The sequence below is a fragment of the Blastococcus sp. TF02A-30 genome (assembly GCF_003319185.1).
GTDB lineage: Bacteria > Actinomycetota > Actinomycetes > Mycobacteriales > Geodermatophilaceae > Blastococcus.
Window position 1 is genome coordinate 533486 of record NZ_QOHJ01000001.1, and the last position, 15300, is coordinate 548785.

Consider the following 15300-nt stretch of genomic DNA (forward strand, 5'->3'; position numbering starts at 1 on the left):
GGCATCGCGCGCGGCGCCGGTACGGTGGACGGGTGCCTCGCGGTGATGGACGGCTGACGCACGACCTCGACCCCCAGTCCCCCGGACCCCAGGACGCCTGCGGCGTCTTCGGTGTCTGGGCGCCGGGGGAGGAGGTCGCGAAGCTGACCTACTTCGGTCTCTACGCCCTCCAGCACCGCGGTCAGGAGGCAGCGGGCATCGCGGTGTCCGACGGCGTCTCGGTCGTGGTCTACAAGGACCTCGGGCTGGTCAGCCAGGTCTTCGACGAGGCGACCCTGGGCAGCCTGCGCGGCCACCTCGCCGTCGGCCACACCCGGTACTCCACCACCGGCGCCTCCACGTGGGAGAACGCGCAGCCGACGTTCCGCACCACCGAGGCCGGCACCGGCCTGGCGCTGTGCCACAACGGCAACCTGGTGAACACCGCCGAGCTGGCCAGCAAGGCCGCCGACGCCGGTGTGCCGGGCGCCTTCGTGGCCACCAACGACTCGGACCTGATCACCGCCCTCATCGCCGCCCGCCCCGACCTCTCGGTCGAGGCCGCCGCGATGGAGGTCCTCCCCACGCTGCGCGGCGCCTTCTCCCTCACCTTCATGGACGAGGACACGCTCTACGCCGCCCGCGACCCGCAGGGCGTCCGCCCGCTGGTGCTCGGCCGCCTGGAGCGCGGCTGGGTCGTGGCCAGCGAGACGGCGGCGCTGGACATCGTCGGCGCCTCGATCGTCCGCGAGGTCGAGCCCGGCGAGCTGATCGCCATCGACGAGAACGGGCTGCGCAGCCAGCACTTCGCGCCGGCCGAGCCCAAGGGCTGCGTCTTCGAGTACGTCTACCTGGCCCGCCCCGACACCACCATCTCCGGCCGCGGCGTGCACGCCGCCCGCGTGGAGATCGGCCGCCGGCTGGCCAAGGAGCACCCGGTCGAGGCGGACCTGGTCATCCCGGTCCCCGAGTCGGGCACCCCCGCCGCGGTCGGCTACGCCGAGGCATCGGGCATCCCCTACGGGCTGGGGCTGGTCAAGAACTCCTACGTCGGCCGCACGTTCATCCAGCCGAGCCAGACCATCCGGCAGCTCGGCATCCGGCTCAAGCTCAACCCGCTGCGCGACGTCATCCGCGGCAAGCGCCTGGTCGTCGTCGACGACTCGATCGTCCGCGGCAACACCCAGCGGGCGCTGATCCGCATGCTGCGGGAGGCCGGCGCGGTCGAGGTGCACGTCCGCATCGCCTCGCCGCCGGTCAAGTGGCCGTGCTTCTACGGCATCGACTTCGCCAGCCGCGCCGAGCTCATCGCGAACGGGCTGGACACCGACGGCGTGCGCGCCTCGATCAACGCCGACTCCCTGGGCTACGTGTCCGAGCAGGGGCTGATCGCCGCCACCGAGCAGCCGGCGAACCGGCTGTGCACCGCGTGCTTCACCGGCGACTACCCGATCGACCTGGGCGAGCCCGAGGTGCTGGGCAAGCACGTGCTCGAGAGCATCGGCCAACGCGCGGTCAGCGGCTGGACCGGGCAGCAGGCGGGCAGCGCCAGCGTCCCCGGTGGGGCCGCGGACGCGCTGAGCCGTCCATGAGCGAGTTCACGTACGCCGCGTCCGGCGTCGACATCGACGCCGGCGAGCGCGCCGTCACGCTGATGAAGGCCGCGGTCGAGCGCACCAACCGGCCCGAGGTCGTGGGCGGGCTGGGCGGCTTCGCCGGGCTGTTCGCCCTCGACGTCCAGAAGTACCGCAAGCCCCTGCTGGCCTCCTCCACGGACGGCGTGGGCACCAAGATCGCGCTGGCCCGCCAGCTCGACCGGCACGACACCGTCGGCATCGACCTGGTCGCGATGGTCGTCGACGACCTGGTGGCCTGCGGTGCCGAGCCGCTGTTCCTCCAGGACTACGTGGCCACCGGCAAGGTGGTGCCCGAGCGGATCGCCGCGATCGTCACCGGCATCGCCGCCGGGTGCACGCTCGCCGGGGCGGCGCTGGTGGGCGGGGAGACCGCCGAGCACGGCGACCTCATGGACGCCGACGAGTACGACCTGGCCGCGACCGCCGTGGGCGTCGTCGAGGCCGACGCCGTGCTGGGGCCGGAGCGGGTGCGCGAGGGCGACGCTGTCGTGGCCATGGCGTCGTCCGGGTTCCACTCCAACGGCTACTCGCTGGTCCGCCGCGTGGTGGCCGCCGCCGGGCTCGACCTGCACGGCACCCCGGAGGGCCTCACCCGCCCGCTGGGCGAGGAGCTGCTGGAGCCCACCCGAATCTACGCCCGCGACTGCCTGGGCCTCGTCGAGCGGCACGGCGTCGAGAACGTGCACGCCTACGCGCACATCACCGGCGGCGGGCTGGCCGGCAACACCGCCCGGGTGGTCCCCGACGGGCTGACCGCCGTCCTCGACCGCGGCACGTGGGCGCTGCCGCCCGCCGTGCGCCTGCTCGAGGAGCACGGCGTGCCGCGCGCGGAATCCGAGCGCGCGTTCAACTGCGGCGTCGGCATGGTCGCCGCCGTCGCCCCCGAGGTCGCCGACGCCGTCGTCGCGCAGCTGGCCGAGGCCGGTGTCCCGGCGTGGGTCGCCGGGACCGTGCAGCGCCGGACGGGCGAGGACGCGGCGTCCCTGGTCGGCACCTACCGCTGAAAAGGACCCCCTGCCCCCCACCGCTCGCACGCTCGCGGCGGGACCCTGCAGGGGGCCGACGGGCCGACGGCGCGCGAGAGCACCGCGTCCCCCGGAGGGGAGCGGTGCCTCGCGTCGGACGGGACAGGGCTGCCGCGTCAGCGGCTGGCGGCCCAGTCGTCGTCCGTGTCGTCGTCCGCCCAGCGGTCGGCGTACTCGTCGTCCTCGTCCTCGTCGTCGTCCTTGGCCACGCTCGGCGCGGTGTAGGACGACGACGAACCGGCCAGCTCGCGCTGCAGCGCGGTGAGGTCGGTGTTGGGTGAGCTGTACTTGAGCTCACGGGCCACGCGAGTCTGCTTGGCCTTCGCTCGGCCGCGCCCCATGGCTCGACCCCCTCGTTACGGAGTGCGGAGGCTCAGCCAAGCGGCTGATGCGGCCCGCGTGGCGACCCCGACTGAGTGACTATGTCTTGAGCAACCTTACGACACGGATCCGCGGCGGGCACACGTCCCTCCCCCAGGAGAGCGGTGGCACCGGCGCGCGGAGGTCTGGACCGGCCACCCCGCCGTCCGTCACGCTCGGCGCGGACCCAGCGCGGGCCGCCGCGCGACCGTTCTCCGCACGGGGGGCACGCCATGGCACCGGCGCCGCAGCGCGAGGACGATGCCCGGCGCGGGGACGACGGTTCCTGGCGGGTTCTCCTGGGCGCGATCGCCGCCGTCGGCGTGCTCTCCGTCGCGGTGCTGGTGGCGGTCTGGGATGCCGGATCGGGCACGCTGGGATTCGAATTGGGCAAGGCGCTCATGCAGCTCGTGCTCGTCGTGCTGGCGGGCGCGCTGGTCAAGTTCCTGGCCGACGAGCACGCGCGGAAGAGGACGGCGGCCGACCAGCGCGCGGCGGCGCGCGAGGCGGTGGAGCAGCAGCGGGCGGCGGAGCGCGAAGCCCTCGTGCAGCAGCGCCGGGAGTCCCTCCGCGGCGTGCTCGCCCGGGCGACGGATGCCTACCAGGCGGTCAAGCGGGCCCGTCGGCTGCTGCGCGCCGGCTTGATCCACGACCCGGACGGCGCTGTCCGCGTCGGGGAGGTCGTGTACGACGAGCAGCTCGCGCTCGTCAGCGACGCCCAGCTGGAGTTCGAGCTGCTCCAGGTGGAGCTGGACACCGAGGGCGCGATCGCGAGCGGGCAGGGCGGGCTGGGGCTCCCCGAGGCGCAGGCGAGGAAGGTGGCTGCCGGCCTCCGCGTGCTGCGCACGTACCTGTCCGACCTCGTGACCGAGTACGAGACCCACCGTCCGACGTTCCGGGACGGCGCGTCGCCCTTGGCGAGGCTTCCCCGGTTGTCCGACTTCCTCGACCGTGGACGCACCGGGTTCACCGGTGAGGCGGCGGGCGCGTTCCGCGACGTCCGGCGTCTGATCCGCGCGGAGATGCTGTCGGCCCCGGCGCTCGCGCACCCGGACGGCGACAGCACCGCCGGGTGAGCGCAGCGACGGCTCAGCGCGGCAGGCGGATGGCGGCCAGCCGGCCGACCGAGCGCATCCGCTCCTCGGCCAGCCGGTCGGCGGCGACGGCGGGGGAGACGCCTTCGTCGTCGGCCAGCTCGAACACCCGCCGGGCGACGTCGAAGATCCCCGACGCCTTGGCCTGCGCGCGGGCGAACGAGAAACCGTGCCGCTCGTCCTCGACCTGGATCACGCCGCCGGCGTTCACGAGGTAGTCGGGGGCGTAGAGGATGCCCCGGCCGCGCAGCTGCTCGGCGACCTCGGGGGTGGCCAGCTGGTTGTTGGCCCCGCCGCAGACGATGCGGGCGGGCAGGGCGGCCACCGTGGCGGGGTCCAGCGCGCCGCCGAGGGCGTTCGGGGAGTAGACGTCGTGCGGCGTCGCGACCAGGGCCGCGGTGTCGGCGACAGTGCGCACGCCCGGGTGCCGTGCCTGCACCCGCGCCACCGCGGCGGGGTCGACGTCGGTGACGACGACGTCGGCGCCGTCCTCGACCAGGTGGCCGATCAGGTGCGAGCCGACCTTGCCCGCGCCCGCGACCGCCACCGTGCGGCCGGCCAGCGAGCGCGACCCCCAGCAGTGCTCGGCCGCGGCCTGCATGCCGAGGAACACGCCGTAGGCGGTGAGCACCGAGGAGTCGCCGCAGCCGCCGTAGGCCTCCGACCGGCCGTGCGCGAAACGCGTCTCCCGGGCGACGACGTCGAGGTCGGCGTTGTACGTGCCGACGTCGCAGGCGGTCAGGTAGCGCCCGCCGAGGGCCTCCACGAACCGGCCGTAGGCGCGCAGCAGCGCCTCGGTCTTGTCCGTGCGCGGATCGCCGATGATCACGGCCTTGCCGCCGCCGAGGTCCAGGCCGGCGAGGCTGTTCTTGTACGACATCGCGGTGGACAGGCGCAGCGCGTCGGCGACCGCGGCCTCCTCGGAGGCGTACGGGTAGAAGCGGGTGCCGCCCAGCGCGGGGCCGAGCGCCGTGGAGTGCACGGCGATCACCGCCCGCAGGCCCGACTCCTCGTCGCTGCAGAACACGACCTGCTCGTGGCCGGAGCCGAGAACCTGCACGGACCGAGCGTAGAACCCTCCCGGGGGACGTCTCCGGGCGCGTCCGGGCCGGTCGCGCGGCACCGGTGCGGGCGCGGGAGGCATCATGTCCCGTTGGACACCCGGCGGGGGCGCCCCCGCGGATCACTGCAGGAGGACTCCCATGCCCGCACCCAGGCGACTGCTCGCTCTCGTCGTGGCGGCGCCGCTCGTGCTCGCGGCCTGCACGACGGACAGCAGCGACTCCGGCGGCGGGTCCGGCGGTTCCGGGGGCGGCGCGGCGGACGGCGACCTCTCCTTCTCCGTCATCACGCACGGCTCGGCCGGCGACGCGTTCTGGGACGTCGTCCAGAACGGCGCCGAGGCCGCCGGCGAGGACCTGGGGATCGACGTCGACTACCAGAGCGACGGCGACCCCCAGCGGCAGGCGCAGCTCATCGAGGCCGCGGTGAACTCCGAGGTCGACGGCATCGTCGTCTCGATGGCCAACCCCGACGCGCTCGAGGACGCCGTCCGCTCCGCCGTCGAGGCCGGGATCCCGGTCGTCACCATCAACTCCGGCGGCGACCGCTCCGGCGAGTTCGGCGCGATCGGGCACGTCGGCCAGGACGAGGAGATCGCCGGTCAGGGCGCCGGGCGCGAGCTGGCCGCCGCCGGCGCGCAGAACGTCGTCTGCGTCATCCACGAGCCCGGCAACATCGGCCTCGAGCAGCGCTGCGCCGGTGCGGCCCAGGGCCTGGGCGCCAACGTGACGCCGCTGCAGGTGGACATCAACGACATCACCGGCGCGCAGTCGGCCATCGCCTCGCAGCTGCAGGGCGACGCGACCGTCGACGCGGTGCTGACCCTGAACTCGGCGGTGGCCGCCGCGGCGGTCGCCGCGGCCGAGGACGCCGGCACGGACACCCAGGTGGCGACCTTCGACCTCAACGAGGACGTCATCTCCGGCATCCAGGACGGGTCGATCGCCTTCGCCGTCGACCAGCAGCAGTACGAGCAGGGCTACCTGCCCATCGTGATGCTGAAGCTGTACGCGGAGAACCTGAACACCGTCGGTGGCGGGCAGCCGGTGCTCACCGGCCCGGGCATCGTCGACGCGGACAACGTCGACGAGATCGCCGACCTGGCCTCGGCCGGCACGCGCTGAGCGGGCCAGGGGCCGCTCCGCCCGCGACCGGGGCGACGGGACCGGACGCCGGCGTGCGGCGGGCCGACGAGCGGCTGAGCGCCGTCGGCCCGCTGCGCCGGCTGCTGGTCAAGCCCGAGCTCGGCGCGCTGGTCGGCGCGGTCGTCGTCTTCACCTTCTTCGCGGTGCAGTCGGAGGTCTTCCGCTCCGCCCGCGGGGTGGCGAACTGGCTGGACCCCGCCTCCACCCTCGGGATCATGGCGGTGGCGGTCGCGCTGCTGATGATCGGCGGGCACTTCGACCTCTCGGCCGGCGTCATGACCGGGACGACGGCGCTGACCGTGGCGATCGTGGCCACCGAGTTTGGGCAGAACCTCTGGGTGGCCATCGCGGTCTCGCTGGTCGTCGCGCTGGCCATCGGTTTCGTCAACGGCTGGCTGGTGACCCGGACCGGCCTGCCCAGCTTCATCATCACGCTGGCGACGTTCCTGATGCTGCAGGGCCTCAACCTGGGGCTCACCAAGTTCTTCACCGGCACGGTCACCGCCTCGGGGCTGGCCGACGTGCCGGGGTACGCCTCCGCCGAGTGGGTGTTCGCCTCCCGGATGTCGATCTTCGGCGCCGAGGTGCGCGTCGCCGTGCTGTGGTGGGTGCTGTTCACCGCGCTGGCGTCCTGGGTGCTGCTGCGCACCCGCTTCGGCAACTGGGTCTTCGCCACCGGCGGGGACGAGGTGGCCGCCCGGAACGTGGGCGTCCCGGCCCGCCGGACCACCATCGCGCTGTTCATGACGACGTCGGCCGCGGCGTGGTTCGTCGGGACGACGCTGGCGGTGCGGCTCACCTCGGTGCAGGCCAACACCGGCACCGGCCAGGAGCTGATCTACATCGTGGCCGCGGTGATCGGCGGCTGCCTGCTCACCGGCGGCTTCGGGTCCGCGATCGGCGCGTCGCTCGGGGCGCTGATCTTCGGCATGACCCAGCTGGGCATCCCGTACCTGCGCTGGGACGCCGACTGGTTCTACTTCTTCCTGGGAGCCATGCTGCTGCTCGCCGTGCTGGCCAACCGGCTCGTCCGCCGCTACGCCGAGGCGGCCCGCCGATGAGCGCCGGCACGCCGCCGCTGCTCGAGCTGCGCGACGTCGGCAAGGACTACGGCTCGGTGATCGCGCTGGACGGCATCAGCGCCACCGTCCGGGCCGGCGAGGTCACCTGCGTGCTCGGCGACAACGGCGCCGGCAAGTCCTCGCTGATCAAGATCCTCGCCGGCGTGCACCGCGCCGACCGCGGCGAGGTGCTGCTCGACGGGGCGCCGACGTCCTTCGGCTCCCCGCGCGAGGCGCTGGACGCCGGGATCGCCACGGTCTACCAGGACCTCGCGATCGTCCCGCTCATGGCGATCTGGCGGAACTTCTTCCTGGGTGCGGAGCCGACCAGGGGCTGGGGCCCGTTCCGGCGGTTCGACTCCGCCCTGGCGAAGGAGACCACGCGCCGCGAGCTGGCCGCGATGGGCATCGACATCCGCGACCCGAACCAGCCGGTGGGCACGCTCTCCGGCGGTGAGCGGCAGTCGGTGGCGATCGCCCGGGCGGTGCACTTCGGCGCGCGGGTGCTGATCCTGGACGAGCCGACGTCGGCGCTGGGCGTCAAGCAGGCCGGTGTGGTGCTGCGCTACGTCGCCCAGGCCCGCGACCGCGGTGTCGGCGTCGTCCTCATCACGCACAACCCGCACCACGCCTACCCGGTCGGCGACCGCTTCCTGGTCCTCAACCGCGGCCGCAGCCTGGGGGAGTTCACCAAGGGCGGGATCAGCCGGGACGAGTTGACCCGGCTGATGGCCGGGGGCGCGGAGCTCGACCAGCTCGCACACGAGCTGGAGCGCCCGGCCGGCTGATCCGCCGTCGCTCACCCAGGGAGGGCAGGCCGAGGAGACGCTCGCCGCCTCCCGATGTCGACATACCGACTGTGACGAGACGGTCGCCGACCGTTTTGGTTGCGGCGCGTCAACTGTTCCGCGTGTTGCCTTTGTGACTGCTGGTGACAGTGCGACTCTCGCTGGGCTCCACCGCCCACCCTCTTCCCCAGGGAGCGAGTCATGTCCCAGCGCCGTCCGCACGGACCGGCGATCCCGCGCGCCGCCGTCCGCCGAGCCCGCCGCCCGTTCCGCGTGGTGCTCGCCGGTGCGCTGACGGGAGCCGCGCTGGTGGTCACGGCCGGTCCCGCCCTGGCCGCGCCGGCGCCGCCGGTCAACCCGAGCGACGGCCAGCTGGACGCGGCCAGGTCGCAGCAGGACGCGGCCGCCGCGGAGGTCGGGCGGATCCGCGGGCTCGTGGCCGCCGCCGAGGCCGAGCTGGAGCGGGTCGGTGTGCAGGCCGAGGCCGCCGGTGTCGCCTACATGATCGCCGAGGACGCCCTGCTCGCCGCCCAGGCGAAGGCCGACGAGGCGGCTGCCGCCCTGCAGGCCGCGGCCGAGCAGGTCGCCGCCGCGCAGAGCCGGATCGCGCACTTCTCGCGGGACAGCTACATGCAGGGGTCGACGCTGACCAGCTCCGCGGCGCTGCTGGACTCCGCCGGCCCCGGCGAGCTCATCCAGCGCGCTGCGCTGCTCGACTACGTCGCCACCACGCAGCTCGACGTCCTCGGGGAGATGGAGTCCGCCAAGATCGCCCAGGCCAACGCGGAGTCCACCGCGCGGGCGGCGCGCGACGAGACCGCCGAGGCCGAGGAGGCCGCGGAGGTCGCCAAGCAGGCCGCGGACGCGCAGCTGGCCGCCCAGCAGAGCGCCTACGCCGAGATCGAGGCGCAGAAGGCCACCTACGAGCAGCAGCTCGAGGCCGCGCAGGTGCAGCTCCTGCAGCTGCAGGGTGCGCGGGACGCCTACCAGCAGTACCAGGCGCAGAAGGCGGCCGAGGAGGCCGCGGCGCGAGCGGCCGCCGAGCGGGCGGCGGCGGAGGCGGCAGCGGCCGCGGAGGCGGCCAAGAACAGCTCCGGCGGTGGCGGCGGTGGCGGCGGGGGTGGTGGCGGCGGTGCGTCCGCCGGCAGCGGCGGGGCGTACGTGAAGCCGACGTCGGGCCGGGTCTCCAGCTGCTACGGCTGGCGCTGGGGCGCGCTGCACGGCGGCGTGGACATCGCCGCCCCGATCGGGACCCCCGTGTACGCCGCGCACAGCGGCGTGGTGAAGCGCGCCGGCACGGCGACCGGGTTCGGCTACGCCGTCTACATCCTCGGCGACGACGGCTACGTCACGGTCTACGGCCACGTGAACCGCTACTTCGTCTCGGTCGGCGAGCGGGTCCGCGCCGGCGAGCAGATCGCCGAGGTGGGCAACCGCGGGCAGTCGACCGGCCCGCACCTGCACTTCGAGGCCCACCCGTACGGGGTCATGTACGGCGGCCAGATCGACCCGGTGCCGTGGCTGAACGCCCGCGGTGTGACGGTCGGCGGCTGCGGCGGCTGAGGTCGCGCCCGGAGACGACTGCGGTCCGCCCCCTCGGGGATCGGGGGCGGCCCGCAGTGCTCCGGGGATCAGCTGGTCGGGGCCGCCGGGGCGGTCTCGTCCACCGCGATGCCGCACTCCTCGCGCAGGTACTGCTCCACGTTCGCCGAGGAGTCGGCGAGCTGGTCCTGCAGAGGGGCGAGCTGTTCCTGGAGAGCGGTGAGCGCGTTCGGGTCCGCCAGGTCGATCGAGGACAGGCCTGCCGCCGCCTGCTCCAGCGCACCGGTGAGGGCGGTCCAGTCACCGGCGATCTCGCCGGGGGCGTCGAGCGCGCGCAGCTCGGTGACCGCCTCCTGGAGCACCTGGGGGAGCGAGGAGACGTCGGCGTCGCCCTGCAGGGTCGCGCCGATGCGCTCCTGCACGGCGGCTGCGCCGGTGCAGAAGTCGGAGCCGGCGGAACCGCCCGCGGAGGTCTCGGAGGCGCTCGCGGAGGACGAGGACGCGGCGTCGCCGCTCTCCTCGCCGGAACCGCCGCCGCAGGCGGACAGCAGCACGACAGCGGCGGCGGCGAGGCCGCCGCGGGCGACGGAGAGGTGTCGGCGCATGGGCGCGAGGCTAACCGCCGCCTGCGCACGGGGGCGGCCGCGCCGCTAGCGTGCCGGTCGTGACCGCCCCGGCCGATCCGCGTTCCCGCTGGCAGCTGCCCGCACCCGGCGCCCTGCCGCGCACCGCGGAGCTGGAGCCCCTGGTCACCCGGGTCCTGGCGCCCAACCCCTCGGGCATGACGCTGGACGGCACCAACACCTACCTCGTGGGGGAGCCCGGCAGCGGGCAGGCGGTGCTGGTCGACCCGGGCCCCGACGACGCCGCGCACCTCGCCGCGGTCGAGGCGGCCCTCGCCGACCGGAAAGCGCGCTGCACCGCCGTGCTGGTCACCCACCACCACGTCGACCACGCCGAGGCGGCCCAGCCCTGGGGAGCCCGGTTCGGGGCGCCGGTCATGGCGGCCGGCGCCGACGTCGCCGGCCCGCGCGGCCGCGTGCTGGCCGGCGGGGAACGGCTGCGGCTGGCCGGCACGGTGCTCGAGGTCGTCCCCACCCCCGGCCACTGCGCCGACCACCTGTCCTTCCGGCTGGACTCGGGAGCCGTGCTCGTCGGCGACCACGTGCTGGGCCGCGGCACATCGGTGGTCACCCACCCCGAGGGCGACGTCGTCGCCTACCTGGAGTCGCTGCGCCGGGTGCACCAGCTGGGTCCGAGCGCCCTCTACTGCGGGCACGGACCGGAGCTCACCGAGGACCCGGGGGCGGTGCTCGACTACTACCTCGCCCACCGCGCGTACCGCGAGGAGCAGGTGCTCGCCGCGGTCGCCGACGGCGCCTCGACGGTCGACGAGCTGGTCGCCGGCATCTACGCCGCCGTGCCGCGGGAGGTGTGGCCGGCGGCCGCGCAGTCCACCCGCGCCACGCTGGCCAAGCTCACCGCGGAGGGCCGCGTGGTGGCCGAGGGCGACGCGGTGCGGCCGGCGTGAGCGGGATCCCGGTGGTCCGCGCGGCCGGGAGCGAGCGCGACCAGCGCCGGGCCGCCGCGGCGCTGGCTGCGGCGGGCGTGCGCGCCGGGGACCGCCTCCTCGTGTCGGCGGCGGCGTCGCCGGCGCTGCTGGCCGTCGTGCTGGGTGCGGTGCGCACCGGCGTCGTGCCGGTGGTCCTGGACCCCGGCCTGCCGGCCGAGGAGCGCGCGGCGCTGGCCGAGGACGCCGACCCGGCGCTCGACGTCGGCGCCGAACCCGCGCGGCTGCTGGCCGGCGACGAGGAGGCGGAACTCGCCGACGTGCCGCTGGCCCGGCCGATGCACTACACGTCCGGCACCACCGGGCGGCGCAAGGGCGTGTGGTCCGGGGTCCTCGCCGAGGACGACGCCCGCGCGCTGGCCGCCGAGGAGATCGACCTCTGGACCTTCGGGCCCGCGGACCGGCACCTGGTGCTGTCGCCGCTGCACCACAGCGCGCCGCTGCGGTTCGCCGTGCACACCCTGCTGGCCGGCGGGGAGGTGCTGCTGCCCGGCCCGTTCGACGCCGCCCGGGCCGTGGAAGCGATCAGCACGCTGCGCCCGACGACGACCTTCTGCGTGCCGACCCACCTGCAGCGGCTGCTGGCCCGCGACGACGTGGACTGGTCCTCCTTCCGCCGGCTGGTGCACGCCGGGGCGCCGTGCCCGGAGCCGCTCAAGCGCGCGGCCCTGGCGGCGCTGCCCGAGGGCAGCGTGTGGGAGTTCTACGGCTCGACCGAGGCGCAGTTCACCGTCTGCTCCCCGGAGGACTGGGTGGCGCACCCGGGCAGCGTCGGACGGGCCCGGCCGGGGCGTCGGCTGGAGACCGACGAGCGCGGCCAGCTGTGGTGCGCGGTGCCGCGCTGGGCGCGGTTCGAGTACTGGCGGGCGCCGGAGAAGACCGCGGCCTCCTGGCGCGGCGACCGGGTCACCGTCGGCGACCTCGGCCGGGTGGACGACGACGGCGTGGTGTGGCTCGACGGCCGCCGGGAGGACCTGGTCATCTCCGGTGGCGTCAACGTCTACCCGGCCGAGGTCGAAGCGGTCCTCGACGCGCACCCGGGGGTCCTCGAGAGCGCGGTGTTCGGCGTGCCCGACGACGAGTGGGGCCAGCGGGTGGTGGCCGCCTACGTGGGCTCCGCGGACGCCGCCGAGCTGGCCGCGTGGGCCCGCGAGCGGCTGTCGGCGGCCAAGCGCCCGAAGGCGCTGCACCGGATCGACGACCTGCCGCGCACCTCGACCGGCAAGGTGCGCCGCCTCGACCTGCCCGGCGCCCTCGGCCTGGCCGGTGGCTGACCCGGCCTGGGACGTCGTCGTCGTCGGCGCCGGGACGGCGGGGTGCGCCGTGGCGGCGCGGCTGGCCGACGCCGGGCGCCGCGTCCTGCTGCTCGAGGCGGGGACCGTGCCCGAGGGGCCGGGCGACTGGCCGCCCGAGCTGCGCGACCCGGCCGACCTGGCGGCGGCCCGCCCCGGGCACCCGGCCAACTGGGACCTGCCCGCCGCGCTCACCGACGACCTCGTGGTGCGCGTCCCGCGCGGCCGGGTCGCCGGCGGGTCCAGCGCGATCAACGCCGCGGTCTTCCTCCGCGCCACAGCGGCCGACCTCGACCGGTGGGCGGCGACCGGACCGCTGTGGGCGCCCGCCGCGGTCCTGGCGGCGTACCGCCGGTCGGAGGCCGACGCCGACTTCGGCGGCTCGCCCCTGCACGGCGCGGACGGGCCGGTGCCGGTGCGCCGGCTGCCGAGCCCCTCGCCGCTGGCAGACGGCATGGCGACCGCCGCCGCGGAGCTCGGCTTCCCCGACGAGCCGGACAAGAACGGCGCCGGCCCGGCCGGCTACGGGCCGATCCCGTTCAACGTGGCCGGTGGCGTGCGGATCAACGCCGCGATGGCCTACCTCGCCCCGCGGGCCGGATCAGCGCGGCTGACCGTACGCGGCGACGCCGTCGTGCGGCGGGTGCTGGTCGAGCGGGGACGTGCGGTCGGGGTGGTCACGGACGACGGCCCGGTGCGCGCTGGCGAGGTGGTGCTCAGCGCCGGCGCCGTGGGCACCCCGCACCTGCTGCTCCGGTCGGGGCTCGGGCCGGCGGCCGACCTCACCGCCGCCGGCATCGACGTCGTCGCCGACCTCCCGGGCGTCGGCTCCGGTTCCGGCGACCACCCGCTGGTCTACGTGCCGTTCCTCGCGGACCCCGGCAGCCACCGGTCGACGGCGCGGCTGCACGGGGTGCTGCACGCCTCGGTGGACGGGACCGCCGACGGCGAGGTGGAGCTGCTGCCGTGGCTGCGGCCCTTCGGCGGCGAGCCGGAGCTCAGCATCGGCGTGGGTCTCCAGCGGCCGGTCGCCCGCGGACGGCTGCGCCTCGGCGCCGACCCGGACGGTCCGCCCCTGGTCGAGTACCGCTACCTCACCGGGGAGAGCGACCGCGCGCGGCTGCGCGCCGGGGTGCGGCTGGCGGCCCGGCTGCTCGCCACCGACGCGCTCCGCGACCTCGGCGCCGGTCGCGTCGCCCCGGGGGCCGCGGTCCTGGAGGACGACCGGCTGCTGGACCGCTGGATCCGGGAGCACCTCACCACCGCCGTGCACCTGTCGGCGACGGCCCGGTCGGGGCCGGACGGCGATCCCGGGGCGGTGGTCGACCAGGAGCTGCGCGTGCGCGGGGTCGACGGGCTGCGGCTGGCCGACACCTCGGTGCTGCCCGACGTTCCCACGCGCGGGCCGGCGGCGACCGCGGTGATGGTCGGGGAGCGCGCCGCCGAGGTCATCGGCGGCTGACCGGGTCGTCCCGGCGGCGCGCTGTCCGCAGCCGCCGGGACGCCGGAGCTCGGGTCAGCGGACCGCGGGGATCTCGTTCGTCGTGGTCGAGGTGAGCGGCGACCAGGCGTCGGGGTGCGGGCGGCCGGCATCGGCCACCCACCCGGTCTCGCGCCGGCCGGTGGTGCCCCGGCTGGTGGTCGCCGGGCGGGCGCTCAGGCTCACGATCAGCGCGAGCAGCACGAGCAGCCCCACGAGAACACCGCCGATGGCCAGGAGCGTCGAGAGCATGCACAGAACGTAATCGGAGGGATCGGTCCGTGTCATCGGGCCGGGCTGGGCAGATTCCACCGAAGATCGGGCCCCGCATCCGCAGAGTTCGCCGCCGGGGCGGTCATCGGCGTGGAGCGGAGCTGTCGACCCTCGCCAGCCCCGACCCGCGGGTGACGACCGCCCGAGATCCTGGGACCGGATGCCTGGCGGCGGGTGTGCCGCACCCGGCCACGGGGGTAGGGGGCCGCCGTGACCGACCTCGCGCAGGTGGCCGGACGGGCCGTCGCCGTGCCGCTGGCGGCGATCGCCCGGTGGCGCCGCGGCAAGCCCATGCACCCGCGCGGAGCGGTGCTCCACGGCGTGCTCGAGCGGCACGGCGGCCCGCGGCCGTGGGGTGTGCCCTGGCTGGACGCCACCGCCTCCGACCCGGTGCTCGTGCGCCTCTCCCGCGGGGCCGGCCTCCCGGCGCTGCTGCCCGACGCGCTGGGCATCGCCGTCCGCCTCGGCGCCGGCTCCGCGCAGCCGGTGGACCTGCTGCTCACCAGCGCGGGGAGCGGGCCGCTCACCCGGCTGGTCCCGCTCCTGCGCTCCGACGCGGCGGCCACGTACTCGTCGATCATGGCGTACTCCACGGCGGCCGGGCCGGTGCGGCTGGCCGCCTTCCCGGACCGCCCGCACCTGCCGTCGGACCCCGAGCCCCAGGCAGCTGTCGCCCGGGAGCACCCGTCGTTCACCCTCGCCGCGGCCCACGGGCTCGGTCCGTGGCACCCCTTCGCGCGGCTGACCCTCACCGCCCCGGTCGAGGAACTGGACCCCGAGCTGCGCTTCGACGCCGTGCGGCACCCGCCACCGGGGCTCGTGCCCGACGGGCCGATCGCCCGCTTCCGGGCGCCCGCCTACGCCGCGGCCCAGGCCGTCCGGTCGGCCTAGCGCGCCTCCGCCGCGGCGAGACCGGAGCCGCCCACTGGGCGCGCTCCGCCCGGCGGCGCGCTCCCGGCGGTGCGCGTCGGCTCCGGGCTCGGAAAGGCGGT

Annotated in this window: 15 protein-coding genes; 11 read left to right on the forward strand and 4 right to left on the reverse strand. The window is 75.7% G+C overall.

Going from position 1 to position 15300, the window contains the following annotated elements; all coding sequences use genetic code 11:
• The first annotated feature begins 32 nt into the window (after positions 1-32).
• Together purF and purM are read left to right on the forward strand one after the other, a co-directional pair.
• Positions 33-1571 (forward strand): amidophosphoribosyltransferase, encoded by a 1539-nt coding sequence (purF, locus tag DQ241_RS02520; protein ID WP_113828552.1) that lies wholly within the window; start codon positions 33-35, stop codon positions 1569-1571.
• Positions 1568-2620: a phosphoribosylformylglycinamidine cyclo-ligase gene (purM, locus tag DQ241_RS02525; protein ID WP_113828553.1), complete on the forward strand. Its 1053-nt coding sequence runs from the start codon at positions 1568-1570 to the stop codon at positions 2618-2620. Before purF ends, purM begins: the two co-directional genes overlap by 4 nt.
• Before the next feature lie 137 nt (positions 2621-2757).
• Here the strand turns inward: purM and DQ241_RS02530 are convergent, their stop codons facing one another.
• On the reverse strand, positions 2758-2982 hold the full coding sequence (locus DQ241_RS02530) for a DUF3073 domain-containing protein (protein ID WP_113828554.1): 225 nt from the start codon (positions 2980-2982) through the stop codon (positions 2758-2760).
• A gap of 252 nt (positions 2983-3234) precedes the next feature.
• Between DQ241_RS02530 and DQ241_RS02535 the strand changes: the two genes are divergently transcribed.
• On the forward strand, positions 3235-4077 hold the full coding sequence (locus DQ241_RS02535) for a hypothetical protein (RefSeq protein ID WP_113828555.1): 843 nt from the start codon (positions 3235-3237) through the stop codon (positions 4075-4077).
• A 13-nt stretch (positions 4078-4090) separates the two neighbouring features.
• On the opposite strand, the gene DQ241_RS02540 is transcribed toward DQ241_RS02535, so the two are convergent.
• Positions 4091-5155: a Glu/Leu/Phe/Val dehydrogenase gene (locus DQ241_RS02540; RefSeq protein ID WP_113828556.1), complete on the reverse strand. Its 1065-nt coding sequence runs from the start codon at positions 5153-5155 to the stop codon at positions 4091-4093.
• Positions 5156-5297: 142 nt separating this feature from the next.
• Here DQ241_RS02540 and DQ241_RS02545 point away from each other — a divergent pair, with 142 nt between their 5' ends.
• The 4 genes from DQ241_RS02545 to DQ241_RS02560 all read left to right on the forward strand — a co-directional run bounded on the left by DQ241_RS02545 (position 5298) and on the right by DQ241_RS02560 (position 9714).
• Positions 5298-6281 (forward strand): sugar ABC transporter substrate-binding protein, encoded by a 984-nt coding sequence (locus DQ241_RS02545; RefSeq protein ID WP_113828557.1) that lies wholly within the window; start codon positions 5298-5300, stop codon positions 6279-6281.
• 53 nt (positions 6282-6334) lie between these two features.
• Positions 6335-7363, forward strand: coding sequence for an ABC transporter permease (locus tag DQ241_RS02550; RefSeq protein ID WP_199583995.1), 1029 nt, complete (start codon positions 6335-6337; stop codon positions 7361-7363).
• The gene (locus tag DQ241_RS02555; RefSeq protein ID WP_113828558.1) at positions 7360-8151 is read left to right on the forward strand and encodes an ATP-binding cassette domain-containing protein; all 792 of its coding nucleotides are present in this window, start codon (positions 7360-7362) and stop codon (positions 8149-8151) included. Before DQ241_RS02550 ends, DQ241_RS02555 begins: the two co-directional genes overlap by 4 nt.
• Before the next feature lie 201 nt (positions 8152-8352).
• Positions 8353-9714 (forward strand): peptidoglycan DD-metalloendopeptidase family protein, encoded by a 1362-nt coding sequence (locus DQ241_RS02560; RefSeq protein ID WP_113828559.1) that lies wholly within the window; start codon positions 8353-8355, stop codon positions 9712-9714.
• A gap of 68 nt (positions 9715-9782) precedes the next feature.
• On the opposite strand, the gene DQ241_RS20480 is transcribed toward DQ241_RS02560, so the two are convergent.
• Positions 9783-10298: a hypothetical protein gene (locus tag DQ241_RS20480; RefSeq protein WP_158545859.1), complete on the reverse strand. Its 516-nt coding sequence runs from the start codon at positions 10296-10298 to the stop codon at positions 9783-9785.
• A 59-nt stretch (positions 10299-10357) separates the two neighbouring features.
• On the opposite strand from DQ241_RS20480, the gene DQ241_RS02570 reads away from it, so the two are divergent.
• The 3 genes from DQ241_RS02570 to mftG are packed head-to-tail and all read left to right on the forward strand — an operon-like array spanning position 10358 to position 14017.
• Positions 10358-11224, forward strand: coding sequence for an MBL fold metallo-hydrolase (locus DQ241_RS02570; RefSeq protein ID WP_113828560.1), 867 nt, complete (start codon positions 10358-10360; stop codon positions 11222-11224).
• Positions 11221-12537 (forward strand): class I adenylate-forming enzyme family protein, encoded by a 1317-nt coding sequence (locus DQ241_RS02575; protein ID WP_113828561.1) that lies wholly within the window; start codon positions 11221-11223, stop codon positions 12535-12537. Before DQ241_RS02570 ends, DQ241_RS02575 begins: the two co-directional genes overlap by 4 nt.
• Positions 12530-14017 carry a mycofactocin system GMC family oxidoreductase MftG gene (mftG, locus tag DQ241_RS02580; protein ID WP_113828562.1) on the forward strand — a complete coding sequence of 496 codons (1488 nt, stop codon included), beginning with the start codon at positions 12530-12532 and terminating at the stop codon, positions 14015-14017. The genes DQ241_RS02575 and mftG overlap by 8 nt, the downstream gene beginning before the upstream one ends.
• Positions 14018-14071: 54 nt before the next feature.
• Here the strand turns inward: mftG and DQ241_RS02585 are convergent, their stop codons facing one another.
• On the reverse strand, positions 14072-14287 hold the full coding sequence (locus DQ241_RS02585) for a hypothetical protein (protein ID WP_113828563.1): 216 nt from the start codon (positions 14285-14287) through the stop codon (positions 14072-14074).
• Positions 14288-14518: 231 nt separating this feature from the next.
• Between DQ241_RS02585 and DQ241_RS02590 the strand changes: the two genes are divergently transcribed.
• Positions 14519-15199: a phosphodiesterase gene (locus DQ241_RS02590; protein WP_113828564.1), complete on the forward strand. Its 681-nt coding sequence runs from the start codon at positions 14519-14521 to the stop codon at positions 15197-15199.
• Positions 15200-15300 lie beyond the last annotated feature (101 nt).